This is a genomic window from Stenotrophomonas sp. RG-453 (assembly GCF_033843685.1).
GTDB lineage: Bacteria > Pseudomonadota > Gammaproteobacteria > Xanthomonadales > Xanthomonadaceae > Stenotrophomonas > Stenotrophomonas bentonitica_A.
In genome coordinates this window covers 42,945-56,948 of record NZ_JAMYED010000011.1, presented here as the reverse complement: position 1 = coordinate 56,948, position 14,004 = coordinate 42,945, and the positions used below count along the sequence as shown (strand labels likewise).

At 65.1% G+C, this 14,004-nt stretch carries 10 protein-coding genes; 4 read left to right on the top strand and 6 right to left on the bottom strand.

Annotation, left to right across the window (positions count from 1 at the left end):
- Window positions 1-256: 256 nt before the first annotated feature.
- From NJD74_RS18610 to NJD74_RS18595, 4 genes are read right to left on the bottom strand one after another with little or no spacing between them, the layout of a single operon-like run.
- Window positions 257-3,928, bottom strand: a complete 3,672-nt coding sequence (locus NJD74_RS18610; RefSeq protein WP_070474445.1) for a tubulin-like doman-containing protein — start codon at window positions 3,926-3,928, stop codon at window positions 257-259.
- Window positions 3,929-3,944: 16 nt separating this feature from the next.
- Complete coding sequence (locus NJD74_RS18605; RefSeq protein WP_026070152.1) at window positions 3,945-4,388, bottom strand: hypothetical protein; 444 nt, start codon at window positions 4,386-4,388, stop codon at window positions 3,945-3,947.
- Window positions 4,389-4,412: 24 nt separating this feature from the next.
- A complete protein-coding gene (locus NJD74_RS18600; protein WP_319624752.1) occupies window positions 4,413-5,888 on the bottom strand; it encodes a hypothetical protein in 1,476 nt (491 codons plus the stop codon).
- Entirely contained in the window at window positions 5,885-7,279 is a 1,395-nt protein-coding gene (locus NJD74_RS18595) for a hypothetical protein (RefSeq protein ID WP_319624751.1), read from the bottom strand. The genes NJD74_RS18600 and NJD74_RS18595 overlap by 4 nt, the downstream gene beginning before the upstream one ends.
- A gap of 258 nt (window positions 7,280-7,537) precedes the next feature.
- Between NJD74_RS18595 and NJD74_RS18590 the strand changes: the two genes are divergently transcribed.
- Window positions 7,538-8,467: a lysozyme inhibitor LprI family protein gene (locus NJD74_RS18590; RefSeq protein WP_102788878.1), complete on the top strand. Its 930-nt coding sequence runs from the start codon at window positions 7,538-7,540 to the stop codon at window positions 8,465-8,467.
- Between the two features lie 71 nt (window positions 8,468-8,538).
- Window positions 8,539-9,234 carry a hypothetical protein gene (locus tag NJD74_RS18585; protein ID WP_319624750.1) on the top strand — a complete coding sequence of 232 codons (696 nt, stop codon included), beginning with the start codon at window positions 8,539-8,541 and terminating at the stop codon, window positions 9,232-9,234.
- 15 nt (window positions 9,235-9,249) lie between these two features.
- On the opposite strand, the gene NJD74_RS18580 is transcribed toward NJD74_RS18585, so the two are convergent.
- Both NJD74_RS18580 and NJD74_RS18575 read right to left on the bottom strand, forming a co-directional pair.
- Window positions 9,250-11,667 (bottom strand): DPP IV N-terminal domain-containing protein, encoded by a 2,418-nt coding sequence (locus NJD74_RS18580; protein WP_319624749.1) that lies wholly within the window; start codon window positions 11,665-11,667, stop codon window positions 9,250-9,252.
- 169 nt (window positions 11,668-11,836) lie between these two features.
- Complete coding sequence (locus tag NJD74_RS18575; RefSeq protein ID WP_019185562.1) at window positions 11,837-12,196, bottom strand: DUF1428 domain-containing protein; 360 nt, start codon at window positions 12,194-12,196, stop codon at window positions 11,837-11,839.
- A gap of 672 nt (window positions 12,197-12,868) precedes the next feature.
- On the opposite strand from NJD74_RS18575, the gene NJD74_RS18570 reads away from it, so the two are divergent.
- Window positions 12,869-13,441: an Ax21 family protein gene (locus NJD74_RS18570; RefSeq protein WP_019185563.1), complete on the top strand. Its 573-nt coding sequence runs from the start codon at window positions 12,869-12,871 to the stop codon at window positions 13,439-13,441.
- A gap of 132 nt (window positions 13,442-13,573) precedes the next feature.
- On the top strand, window positions 13,574-13,999 hold the full coding sequence (locus NJD74_RS18565) for an NUDIX domain-containing protein (RefSeq protein WP_070474466.1): 426 nt from the start codon (window positions 13,574-13,576) through the stop codon (window positions 13,997-13,999).
- Window positions 14,000-14,004 lie beyond the last annotated feature (5 nt).

The following is a 14,004-nucleotide window of genomic DNA, read 5'->3' as shown; positions in this document are numbered from 1 at the left end:
CGGAAGGCGGAGGCGCTGCAGGGGCCGGTGGAGGCACGGATTCCACCACTGTCGGCGCCGCTGGCGAGGGTGTCGCAGGAATCGGGGGCGGCGGCATGACCGCCGCCGGGGCTATGACCGGCGGCGCCACGACCGCGGGCGCGGATACCCCACAGAACGGGCAGAAGCGTACCTGCCCGGGCAGGGGCTTCATGCACTGGTCGTTGACACAGATCGAGGCGGTGGCGCTGGCGTCAGTCATTACGGCGATACAGCCTCAGTACCCGGTGGGCGGCGGCGGGGGAGCCGGCGGTTGCGGGGCCGATGGGGCGGTGAACAGATGGCCCAGTTCCGGCAGTGCACCGGCCGCGCTCCACTCGATGCCTTCGCGCCAGAGCAGGCTGTTGCGGTTGATGTTGCCGGTGCCCACGAACTGCTGCAGCTGCTGGACCGTATATGGTCCCAGCGACTGGTTGTTGTAGCCGACGTAGTAGCTGTAATCGACCATCGGCGGCGGTGGCGGGGGTGCCCCGGGCAGGCTGCCCTGCGGCGGAGGCGGTGGTACCGCGCCCGGGGCAAGCCTCGCCGCGCTCGTGCCCGCAATGGACGTAACGCCAAGCATCTGGGCGAAGGCATCACTTACCTGTCGCTTCTCGCCCCGGTCGGTGGCGACCTCGTCAGCATAGACATCGGCCGAAGAGCCGGTAACCGGCTGCGTCCAGGCGTCGAACAATGCACGGGCGCGCTCTTCGATCCGGTCGGCTTCGTCACCGGCGGCCTGCACCAGCTTCTGCCGATAGTCGGTGGCCAACATCTCACTCAGCTTGTAGGGGAAGCGCTTCTTCAAGCTTTCGCGACCCTGCTGGTCCTCCTGCTTGATCGGCTTGTATGCCACGGTGGCGTAATGCCGGAACAGCTGGGCCAGCACAGCCAGCTGCAGCGGGTCGCGCACGTTGGCCGAGCGCTGGCGCAGCTGTTCTTCGATGTTGCGTTTGTCATTCCCGTCCAGGCCACTCTGCCGCACGGAGAATTCATCGCCGATGCTGAACCCGTCGCCTTCCAGCGTGATCTCATACTTGCCATCGGCACGGCGCTTGAGCACCCCCAGGCCGAGGGCATGCAGGTATATCCTGAAATCCTCAGCGAACTGCCGGTACTGGCCCTGAGTGAACTGGATGGGCTGCACGAACTGGCTGACCCGCTTGTGGATGTGCAGCGGAATACGGGCCGCCTCTTTGCGGTAAGCCGCCTGATAGGTCGGCAGTGGCGTGAGTGCCGGAACCGGGAAGCCAGACAACTCGGTGAAGCAGATCAGCTTGCCCGGAATGCCGGATTCGACGAAGTCGATCTGGCTGGCGGTCATGCCGGTGCCCTGCGGTACGGCCTGCTCCAGCATCGCGCCGTACTGGCGCCGGAACAGGCGCGCATCCTTTACGCCGACCAGGCAGGTGTAGCGGTCCTTGGAGATATCAAATCCACCGTTGAGGTTCAGCGGCACCCATGGCATCGCACGCTGAAGCAGCAGGCGGAACGTCTCGCGCAGCTGCTCGGGCGTAAGCGCGGCCAGCGCCTGCATCAGCGGATCGGTCTGGGTTCGGGCATCGACCTGGGGCAGCTGTGCCACGGCCTTGTTGCGCAGCTTGCCCAACACTTCCTGCGCGCCGTCGTCGCTGAGCAGCTTCTGGAACAGCGTCTGGGAGCCACCGAAGTCCTTGAATGCTTCCTTGGCCCATTGCCTGAACTCGGCCGGATCGATTGCCGGCTGCTCTTCGTCCTGCGGTGCCTTGAGCGCGATCAGGGTCGCATGCTTCTCGGCGATGGCCGCCTCGATCTTGCCGATGTCACGCTCGACGTGCAGCAGCAGGGACTCAACCGACTGGCGACCGTCCTGCAGGCGCCCGACGAAACCACTCCAAAGCGGGCGACCGTGGGCATCGACAGCTTCCTTGACGCCGAGCCAGCCCGAGACGTCGCGCAGCAGGTTGGCGGCTTCGCGCGAAGCGACCGAGCGCACGTAGAACAGCAGGCTGTCGCGGATCGTTTCCTTGATCTGCGCCAGTACGGTCTCGGCCTGCTTGTCCTTGCCGCTGATCCGCGCAAGCAGACCCTTGCCGGTGGTCTCCTTGAGGCGTTCGAACTCGCGCGCAAGCTCGGCGTTCTGCAGCCTCTCGGAAATCTCGGCGAATCGCTGCGCATTGCGTTCCAGCGCAGGAACGATGCCGGTACCTTCGTTCTCGAGCCGGTCCTTGATCATTTCCACCAAGGCCAGCGTGTAGTCCAGGCCACCGCGCTCGTCATCGTCCAGGCGCCGGAAGATCTGCGCCGGCAGTTCAGCCTCATCGGTAATCGACAGCAACACCCGCTGGCGATTCTCCTTGATGCGGACTTCGTGGTTGCGGTCGGCGCTGTCCACCCGGTTGCCCTTGGTATCGCGCTCAAGCTGCTTGATCACATCCTGGACGTGCAGCGGCCATTGGTCGCGGTCAGCGCTGCCGTGCATCAGCTGCTGGAAGGCATTCTCGACTTTCTGTTCGATCTGCGCACCGATGCTGGCGTCGCCGGTCACTTTCAACAGATCATCAGCGACCTGGTAGTGCGTGAACTCACCGTTGAGCGTGGCAAGATCGCCGCGGGAGAGGAACTGCGGAATATCCGTAAAGGTGCGTGGCACGATCGCCAGCTGCTCACGCAGGAAATCATCGCGTTCTTTATCAGTGGGGCGGTTGCCCGGGGCCTGGATATTGGCGATGCCGAAGAACGCCTTGAGCATCGCCTGCACCTGGCGGTTCATGCGTACGTTCTGGCGCGCTTCCACCTGGGTATCAAGCACGGCCTGGCCGACGCCGGAGTAGCTCGCGGTGAAACGCAGTTCCGTATCGTCACCATAGTCCTGCGGCAGCGGAACCGAATAGGCGCGGATCTTGTGCTGGTTCTGGTTGACGGCCACAGAGCGCTTGCGGTTGGCGAAGTCCTGGGAGGTGAAGTCGGTGAAGAAGACATCCGAGAGCATCTCGTAGATGTCTTCCTGTTCACTGGTCTTGGCCATCGCCACGTTGGTGTTGTCGACGATGTACACATCGTCGTACGGGCGACTGTCGATGTGCAGGTTGTCCGAGGCATCCCAATGCTTGACCAGGACATTGCCGCGCAGTGCAGTCTCAAGCTCCATCAACGCGGCGTAACCGTTGGCCTGGATGCGGTCGGGGTTGGTGGTGGTGATGAAGCCGCCGGGAAGGACCATGTACAGGTCGACCTTGCCCTCGACATTCTTCTCCTTGAGGATCGCCTTGGCTAGGTAGCCCATGTCCAGGAACGAGCCGGAGCCCGTGCCGCCGGCCGCCGAACCGGTGATGACCACCCGCACCTTGCCCGGCTCCACTTCCAGTCCCAGCTTCTTGAGCTTGTCCGCACGCGCGCCGATGTTGCTCAGCAGCGTCTCGATCTTGTCGCGCAGCTTGTCCCGGATCACCGGATACTTGTCGAAGAAGTACAGGCGGGACAGCGCACGGATCTGGCCTGCGCCTTTGCTTGGATCCACGCCCAGCAGGCGGATGCGCTCGGGCGTGAGCGGGAACCACTCAGCTACTTCCCGATGACGCCGCAGCTCGTCGTCGGACTGGGTGTACTTGTTGAGGTCCAGCCGCTCGATGATCTTCTCTTCTGGAGTGAAGGCGACCTGCTCGGCCAGTACGTCGGTCTTGACCGACTTGCCGTCCTGGGTGACCTCACCGGCATCCAGATCGAAGTTGATGAACTGTGCCACCGGGAAGTCGGCGACGTTCTCGACCTTCGCGTTGCCGCCCCAGATCGCATTGAGAATGCGGCGGCGCAGACGGATGTTGACCTTCATGCCGGTGCCGCCGAGGGCGATGAACAGCGTCGGACGGATCTTCTCGGTTACCTGCGGCGGCTGACCGGGCAGGGAGGTACTTTCGGTGGCATCGTTCATGCGGCGGACCCCTGGATCAACGCTTGGCGGAGAAGGTGGCGAGCCAGGCGATCAACGACACGCCGGCCAAGGCGCTCATCGGCACCAGATACAACGGCGCCAGGAACCGCCCGGCGTTGACGAAGGCCAGCACGGTCACCGTGGCGACCGCCATCAGACCGATGAACAGGAACCAGCCCGACGCATTGGCACGACTCGGCGCGACGCGCTCCTTGACCCGCCAGTTGGCATACGCGTTCTTCACCACGAAGAACACCACGGCCAGCACCAGCAGCACCACACCACCAATCAGCGCATCGCGGCTGCTGGTCTGCTCGCCGACCTGGATGTCCCAGTCGCCGGTGAAGGTCGCAGTCGGCTGCTGCGTTCCCGCGGTCGTCGCCGGTGCGGTCTGTTCGGACGGCGTGGCGGTGGCCGGCTGGTCGGTCACTGGCGCTGGGAGGGAACTCTTCTGGCTCATGCTCTGTCCTTGGCGGTGAATCGTTTAGTTGATGCGGATGGATGTATCAGGTTGGGCCCAGCTCACGCGAGGCTTGAACGCGCCGCGACGGACCGTGGCAACATGCGTGCCGTTGGCATCGCGCACCTCGGTAGTGGTGAACGGTTTGAGCCGCAGGTGCTGGGGTTGATCGTCGATCCAGACCGTTGCTTTGCGCGCGCCGGTCACCAGCACGAGAAACAGCAACGCCCCGATCAGGGCAAGCAGGCCGCCGCCATAGACCACCACGGCAGGCCACACCGGGTACTGCACCCGAAGCAGCAGCGGGACCCGTGTGACCGAGGCATTGGCCGTGACCGGAGGAAGGAAGACCTCCGGCAGCGCATCCCCCGGGAAGAGGTCGGCCATGTGCGCGCGGAACTGCGGCGATACTTCCAGCTGCTGGTTATCCAGGTGGATATCGATCGCCCCGCGCCGTTCATAGCCGCTGCGTAGCAACACCTCACGCGACCACTGCGACGGCAGGGGGGGCAGCGACAGGCGCAGGGTCAGCGGATCACTCTGTTTGCCTGGATCCAGCGCCTGCAGCGAGTGCGTGGACATCTCGCCCTGCAGGCCGATGGCTGGCGGCGTCACCAATGACGTGTCAGCGCTGACGATACGGTAGGGATTGAACAGATTCTCGAACCGGCCCTGCACCTGTGCAGTGCGCACCTGCGTGCTGGCGTCGAACGACAGCACGAGGGTGTGGCCGTCGGGGGCGAGGCCAGCGGCGATGCCCGGCGAATCTTTCACACCCGTCGGGCTGAAGCGCACGGCCGCTTCGTTCAGTGGCTTCAGGCGCACATGTCCCTCGGGAAGCAGTGCGGTCAGGGCTGGTTGCGCGAGTATCGCGTCCAGCGCGGCCGAGGCCGGTTCGCCGTAGGCCAACGCGTACAGCATCAAACCGTTGGCGCGGTAATGCTTGCCCTGTACCGGCATCTTCAGCGGAAACGCAGCGATCCGGCTGATGACATCCTCACCATGCAGCAGCTCGTAGAACTCGCGATTGCGAGCCACGACCTCGGTACTGTTGTTGGGGCTGTTCTTGTTGTTGGTGACGATCCAGATGATGCCCGGGCGGCCTTCCAGGCCCACCTCGATCGCACCGAGCAGCGCTTCCTTGAAGTCGGTGTCGGCCAGTGCGCCGCTACCTTTGTGCGCCATCTGCAGGCGCGTCATCGCCTGGGCGAGCCCCGGGTGGTTGCCCGGTCCGCGATACACCCACTCCGGCGAGGGGTGGGTAGCATCGGACTGGTTGAACGCGCCCACCACGACCTCTCCGTGGCCAGCCGCATCCTGCGCCAGCTGCGTGACAAGCGGCTTGAAGGGCGACTCGGCATCGACGTAGAACGGCTCCATCCAGCCAGAGTTCTGCACCAGTACTGCCTGCCGCAGTTCGGTGGCTCCGACGCTCATGCCCATGCTGCTCGCCAGCAGCACCGCGACGCCCAGCAGGCGATTCAGGACGACGCCGTTCATTGCGGCAGGCTCCAACGCAGCAGGGTGCCGCGCGCGTCTACCCAGAGCCACAGTGCCTCATCGTGGACGAACCACTGCGCATTCCAGGGCGAGGGTGTGTCCATGGCATAGGTGTAGGCATGACCGCCGATCCGCTCCAGGCAGAACGTGGCATGCACGGTCGCCTGACTCTCGAAGAATGACAGCAGGCTGCGCTGCTGCGGCAGCGGCGCGTGGAGCGACAGCATCAACCCCGGTTCGACGACTTCCAGGAACGGATAGACCACATGGGTCACCGAATACAGGTCATGGTCGAACTCGTCCCACGGGCGCTCCAGGCGGACGTTGAACTGAAAGCTGGTTCGGCCGGTGCTGGTGTATCCGCGTGGCGCGGGGCGTTGCTCGGGCAGCACGGTGTCCAACCGGGTGAGCAGCCACTTTTTGTCCCGGGTGTCATACAGCAACTGCCAGAAGCCTTCGCCGTCGCGATACGGTGGACCCAGAACCGGGGTGGCCTGATAGCCCTCGGGCCAGCTCTGCCACCGGGTGTAAACGTCCCCCTGGCCGTCCAGGCGCACGCTCAGCACGCCCTGCGTGCCGATCCAGAACAGGCTGCGGTGCGCTGGATCGCTGATCGGCGCAGCAAGCAGTTGCAGGGGCGCGTCAAGCGTCAGCACCAACTGCTGCCATGCCTCACCGGTGCGGCGGATCGCAAGGCACCATTGGCCCTCATGTTCCTGTGGCACGAAGGCGGCATCGTCCAGCAGGCCGGGTGCACCCAGGGACCGACCCACCGCGCGATCAATCTGATAGCTCAATGTCATTGCGTCGACGCTGACGCAATCGGCACCTGAATCAGTCGCCATGATCACCTCATGGCCATCGTCGTGCGGCAACGTCAGTGTAGCATTCGCCCATGTTTCAAGATGGCTGCGGCCGAGTGAGGCCCCGCGCGGTGTCAGCGGCACCCAATGGCGGTGACCGTGCTGCCAAAGCGACAGCTGGCCAGAGCGGCTCGCCGCGAACAATCCATTGCGATGGCCACCGGCGCGGCTGCTGAAAAAGAACAGGCCACTCGGCTGCGGTGACTTGATCACCTCGGCGGCGTCCTGCATGGACTGGCCACTTCGCTGCCATTGATCGAACAGCGCCTGAAGCGTCGAGGGGATCGGTTCCGCCGCGGAGGCGCTGCAGCTGCGCCCCCCATCATCCCCGCCAAACGGTGTTCGCCACTGCTCAACCGGGCGCCGCTCAAGCGGCTGGCCGGTAAAGGGAGAAAACCGGAAGCTGCCCGGGAGATAACCCCCCTCGGGCACGCGATACGCGCCAGACAGATAGTCCAGATCGCTCAGTGATGTTGGAGGCACGGCAGCGTCGATGGCGACCAGAGAAAATCCGGTTCCATTCTGCACCCACGACTCATTATCCAGGTGCCAACGGACACCTCGCTCTGCTCCGGCGGCCACGCCGTCCCCCTGTATCCTTTCGCGGGCAAGGATATCCTAAAGTCAACGGCATGGAACAAACGCATGCGAATGGTGCCTGTAGGGAAACTCCTGACGTGACGCATTTGGCTCCAAGCCGCATTATCGCCCGCGCATGAAGGAATATGCCTGCAGAAAGGCAGCTGCCGCAGGGCATCACGCATTGGACGCATCAGGGGATACGCAGTGAAGAAAATTCTGTGGGGTGTACTGTTGGTCGTGCTTGCCGGCTGCCAGCAGGGTCGGGCGATCCGCCTCGACCTGATGGCGATGGAGTTCCGCTCCGAGTGTTTCGGTGCAGGCGCGACGACAAAGTGCGTTGCCATGCGCGTCAAGTACAACGTCGCTGCAACACAGTTGATGCTTGATCGGCTGGAAGACGAGTTCGCAAAGATTCCCGATCCGGACCCCCAGGCCTATGCTGCTGCCAGGCAGGCACTTCAGCGGGTGATCGATCGCAACGAACAGGATCGTCCCGGGTGGTGGCGGCGTATCCTGATGAACAACATCGAGGTGACCTACGGTCTGGCGGCGGGTCAGTTCCTGGTGACGCCCAACGAGCTTTCGGAACTTGCGGCCGTGGCTGCCGAGAACGAAAAGCGACGGCGCAAAGTGGCTGCGACCGATAGCCTTCCCGTGGAAGCAGCCGCGCCAGAGGTGAGCGACGTCACCCTCCACACCGATGCGGCGGCGACCACAGAGGGGTTTGACCTGGACTCGGAATCCGCCGATCCCCTTGATGCGCCAGCCGGGCCGGAAGCCATTGAGCGAATCGCAGTGCAGGCAGCGCCTGCAGATGAAACCGGCTATGCCGGCATGATGGCGCGCATGGCGCGCGAGGCTGAGCAAGCGACGGCCCGACCGAGTTTCGACTGCGCCCGGGCGAGCCATCCTGCCGAACACCTGCTATGCAGTGACGCCAGCCTGGCAGCCATGGACGTTCGCATGGCTCGAGCGTATGCCGATGCACCTGCATGTGGGACGGACCGCGCTGCATTGCGCGCCGATCAGCGGCAGTGGCTGCAACATCAGCGCAACCAGTGCAGCGACGCCTCCTGTCTGGAAGACGCCTATCAGGCCCGGATCGCACAACTGGAGCAGTACTGCACGGGTTGAGCACGGCGCAGCCTTGACGATTGCGGGCGTATCGTCCTGCTAGTCTGGACGCCGACTTCTGGAGGCATTCCATGCGCGGTCTCGACTTCACCTCCTGGCAGGCCATGCTCTCCACCCTGGCTGGGCTGGCGATCATCACCCTGATCGGTGTCGGCATACGGCTGCTGGTCATGCAGACCATGCAGCAGCGCCGCGAGCGCGAGAACCGGCAGATCAACGAACGACTGCGCACGCTGATCGCGGCTTACAAGGTCCTGGGTGGTTCGTTCACCGGCACGCTCGATGTCGATCCTCGCCATCGCCGGGATTTCCGCGCGCTGCCCGACGGCAGCGAAGCCGGCGATGCGCTGCACCTGCCGGCGGAGGCCGAGAACGGTGGCGAGCGTGCGCGGCGGATCCGTGATGCGGTGGAAGCGGCCCTGTCGGACATCGTCCTGCTGGGCACCGACGAGCAGGTGCGCCTGGCCGCCCACGCCGCCAACGAGATGGCCCAGGGTCGCCTTGTTCCCACCGCCGAGCTGGTGGTGTCGCTGCGCGACTTCATTCGTCAGGCGCTGGATCTGGATCCGATCCCGGCCTCGGTCACCATCCCGCGCCAGGGTCCCGCACGGCCCTCGGCCGGTGCGAAGGGCAAGGGCGATGCGGGTGACAAGGGTGGCGGCAAAGGCGGCGGAGGGATGGGCGGTGGAGGCGGGGGTGGCATGGGAGGAATGGGCGGCGCTGGCATGGGGGGCGGAGCGGAGGATGCTGCCGATACCCATCGCTGAGCGAGGCGCGTCACCTCACGGCGAGGCGGCCGCCCCGATCCGGTAGGGCGGCGGCGTCGCGCCCATCAGATGCGTGACGAAGTAATCCCACATCCGGCGCATGTAGTAATCGTCGTTGCGGAACAGTTCGTGGTCCTGGTTGGGCAGGTAGAGCAGGTCGTAGTCCTTGTTGGCCAGCGTGAGGGCGCGCGCCAACTGCAGGGTCAGCGCCGGCATCGCGTTCTCATCCAGGTCGCCGTAGACCAGCATCAGCCGACCCTGCAGGCGATCGGCCAGTGCATCGTTGGCCAGCGGCTGGAACAGCGCTGGCACTGCATCCGCTGCTGGGCGCACGGCGGTGCCGTCTGCATAGACCGGCTGGCCGCCGACCAGGCGGTCCATGCCGTGGATCGCGCCGCCGTACATGCCCTGGAAGCTGTGGCTGCCGGCCGAAGCCACGCCGACTTTGTAGAAGGCCGGATGACGCAGCAGCGCACGCGCCGCACTGTAGCCGCCGAAGGAATGCCCATAGATGCCGACTCGCGTCAGGTCCATGCCCGGATAACGTACGGCAAGCGCGCGGATCGCCGCGACGTGATCGTCCAGCTGCAGATCGGCCGCGCTCAGGAAGCTGGCATCGTGGAAAGCCTTGGAACGTCCGGGTGTGCCACGCGCATCGATGCTCACCACCACGAAGCCGAGCTGGGCCAGGCTGGAGCGCGCGACGGGGTTCATCGTCGCGGTGGCGTCGACGAAGCCCACCGGGGTATTGGTGATGTGCGGTCCGCCGTACATGGCATCGATGACCGGATGCCGTCCATCCTCGCGGTAGCCAGGCGGCAGATAGACCGTGGCCTGCAGTTCGGTGCGTCCATCGGCGGCCAGGACACTCACCCGCTGCGGTGACGTCCAGCCGGCGGCGCGCACGGCGCGGTCGTCGCCGCGCTCCAGTTCCAGCACGACCCGGCCATCGGCCGTTGAGCGCAGCACGCTGACTGGCGGCTGGTCCACCCGCGAGTAGCCATCGACCACGTACGCCGCCGAGGGCGACAACAGGTGGGAGGGACGCCCGCCCATGAGCACACCGGTTCCGCCATCGATCGCATGATCGGCCGCTTCAGGTGTGAGGAGGACCGGCGCGCCACCATCCAGCGACACGCGGTACAGGCGTCGTTGATACGGATCACCCGGCTCGCGCCCGCCCGCAGTGAACAGCACCTGGCGACGCACCTCATCGACGCCGACCACATCGCGCACCAGCCATGCGCCCTTGGTGAGCTGGCGGACCACACGTCCATCGCGTCGATCGACCAGGTACAGATGGCCCCACCCATCGCGCTGCGAGAACCAGACGATGCCGTCGTCGTGCTGCAGGACGTGCACCGCCGGCCGGTTGTAGGGATAGCTGTTGAGCTGCACGCGGGTATTGCTGCGCTCCTCCTGCACGGTGCGCACGCTGCCGGTACTGACATCCACCTCGACCAGACGCAGCCGTGCAGGGTGGTCATAGCGCGCGATCGCCGTATAGACCTTGCCGGCATCGGCCGACCAGCCCAGCACGCCGGCTTCGGTCAATGCATGCCAGCCCGCGGGAACGGGGATGCTGCGTGTGGCGCCATCCACCTCGCTGACGAACCACGCATCGCGGACCTGCTCGACGTCGCCCAGCAGGCCCAGCCGTACTTCGTGCACGACCGGGCGGAAGCCGGTGGCCGGCGCGGTGGCCAGGTAGGGATAGGGCAGGACGCGGCGTTCGTCGTAGCGCACGCCGAACAGGCGCTGGCTGTCCGGAGACCAGGTCACCGCGAACGGTGGTATCTGCATCCGGCCTTCCCGGCGCGGAATGCCGCGCAATGCAAAATCGGGCAGTACCCCATAGCCGTACGAAGGCTCACCATCAAGAGTGAGCGCCCGTCGTTCGCCGTCGGCGCCGCGCCGCAGCCACAGATTGTCCTGCTCGACCCGCACGCTGTGCCGACCGTCAGGCGCAGGCAGGTCGCGCGGATCGACGGCAGGCGATGACTGCACCTTGCACGGCATCGGCAGCGTGCATGCCGCCACCCGCTGTGCGTCCACGCGCAAGGTAATCCGTAGTCCATCGTCGCCGTTGGCGACGCGGTCCACCTGCTGCATGACGTTGCCCGGATCAGCGACCCCGGCAGCCTGCAGCGCCGTACGCATCACGTCGTCGTCAAACAGCGCCGCGCGCGTGGAGCCCACCGGATCGACCAGCACGTAGCCGATGCGGCCATCGTCCTCCTGGCGGGCATACCAGAAGCGGCCGTCCTGCAGCCAGCGCGGCGCGACGCTGGCATTGCGGACCTTGCCGTGCAGCTGCTGGTCGAGCACGCGCTCGGCGCACTGGTACTGCACCAGGCCCGGCGCCTCGGCCCCGGCCGGTGGGCTGGTGATCGCGGTGACCGCCACGCCGAGAAAGAGCAGACAGTGAAACATCCCCGAACGTGGTGCGGCCATGCGTATCGCTCCCTGATGACGGTCGCCCGGCAGGCGGCATCGTCATCATGGCGCGCGCTCCTGCCAGCCTGGAGCACCGAGCATGCCGGTGCTCCAGCGCGCACTCAAGCGGCGCTGCGGCAGCGTGTGCGCCCCTCGGGGCCCCCGCTTACTGTGTCAGTTCCACCACCGGCACGAAGCCACCGTAGATCATCCGCTTGCCGTCGAACGGCATCGGATTGTTCTCCGGGTTCATCCGCGGGTCCTCCATCATCTTCTGCATGCCGGCATCGCGGGTGGCTTTGTCCGGCCATTCGATCCACGAGAACAGCACGGCTTCATCGTCCTTGGCCGCCACCGCGCGATGGAAGTCGGTCTGCTTCCCATGCGGGACATCGTCGCCCCAGCACTCGACCACGCGCAGCGCGCCATGCTCGATGCAGATCGCATCGCCCATGTGCGCGTGTTCCAGGAATTTCGCTTTGTTCGCGGTCGGCACGGCAAGTACAAAACCATCGATGTAGGCCATGGCAGAGCTCCAGATGACGCGCCGGGATGGGCGTCTTCAAGACATACGACGAACCGGGGGACGGAATCTCGACACTGCGCCCGCTGGCCTTTGCGGCCAGTGAAGTTGTCCAGACGGGTCATGGCGTGAACAAATTCAGCATCCGACACGTCCTTTCGGGCTGCCTTTGGGACAAATGTCAGAAAAGTCTGAGTCATTGAGGGGAACATCCTGATAGTCCAGCTGACGCATTCAGCTCATGATGGCCTTGCCGGGCAGGACGCCCTACGGCGCCCTGCGGTCCAACGCCCCACGGCACGGACCTCGGTGCATCCAGGAGGATGGACGCGTTAGCCGATAACTCCCCAAGAGCGGCTTCCCCAGCGCGTGACGCCCCGAAAGGGCACCGTCGTGACCAGAATCCTTTCCGGCCCCGTTCACCTGCGCGGCGCGCCTTCCCCTTTGCATGACGCCCCCGCGTGATCCCCGCGGCAACGGGCGCTCACGCCGTCCTCGCCTGGAAAAAGTCACGCGCGTATGCCAGACCGCGTCTGAACGCCGCCCCAAAATTCACTTTTGTGGACGCGGTCAACTTCAGGGCGGGTTGTGTCGAATAACGGAGAATTTACATTCCCGATGCAGTCCGGCCTCCATGCCGGGTGCAAGTAGTCCAAGACATAAAGGTGTACCCCCATGAAGACTTCGTTGATTGCTCTGGCCCTGGCCGCCGCCCTCCCGTTCACCGCTTCGGCGGCTGAAGGCCTGTCCTACAACTATGCTGAAGCCGACTACGTCAAGACCGACGCAGATGGCGGCAAGGCCGATGGTTGGGGCGTGAAGGGTTCCTACGCCTTCCACCCGAACTTCCACGCCTTCGGTGAGTACAACCAGCAGAAGACCGACATCGGCGACTTCAAGATCGACCAGTGGCGCGTGGGCGTTGGCTACAACCAGGAAATCGGCAACAGCACCGACTTCGTGGGCCGCGTCGCCTACAACAAGTTCGACCCGAAGGAAGGCCAGGACTTCAACGGCTACAGCGCTGAAGCCGGTATCCGTACCGCCTTTGGCCAGCATGCCGAAGTCTATGCCATGGCTGGCTACGAGGATTACAGCAAGAAGCACGGCGTCAATCCGGATGGCCAGTTCTACGGCCGCCTGGGTGGCCAGGTGAAGTTGAACCAGAACTGGGGCATCAACGGCGACATCAAGATGGATCGCCATGGTGACAAGGAATGGTCGGTCGGCCCGCGCTTCAGCTGGTAATCCCAGCGTGACCGCATCGCCACGCGCCTGACCGGCGTGGCAGGAAAGGCCCGGCATTGCCGGGCCTTTTTCGTGGGCGCGATCCAGGCACGGGGCCCGAGGGATAATGAAGCACCGCCATGGAGATGCCCGATGCCCCCGTCCTCTGATCTGCAGCACCCCCGCCTCGGCTGCGGCGCCGTCATCCAGCGCGCCGATGGCGCGCTCCTGCTGGTCCAGCGCGGGCGTCAGCCCGAACAGGGCCACTGGGGCCTGCCCGGCGGCAAGGTCGATTGGATGGAGAAGGTCGAAGATGCCGTGGTGCGCGAGGTGCAGGAGGAAACCGGGCTGCGCGTCGCAGTGACGCGTTTGCTGTGCGTGGTCGACCACTTCGAGCCGGCATTGGGGCAGCATTGGGTGGCCCCGGTGTATCTGGTGCGTGCGCTCGACGCGACCGTCGCATCGGTGAAAGAGCCCGAGGCGTTGCTCGGGCTGGGCTGGTTCATGACGGATGCGCTGCCGGCGCCGCTGACGCTTTCTGCGCGGAAGGCCCTGGAACACCTCTCGATCGCGAACTGAGCTGC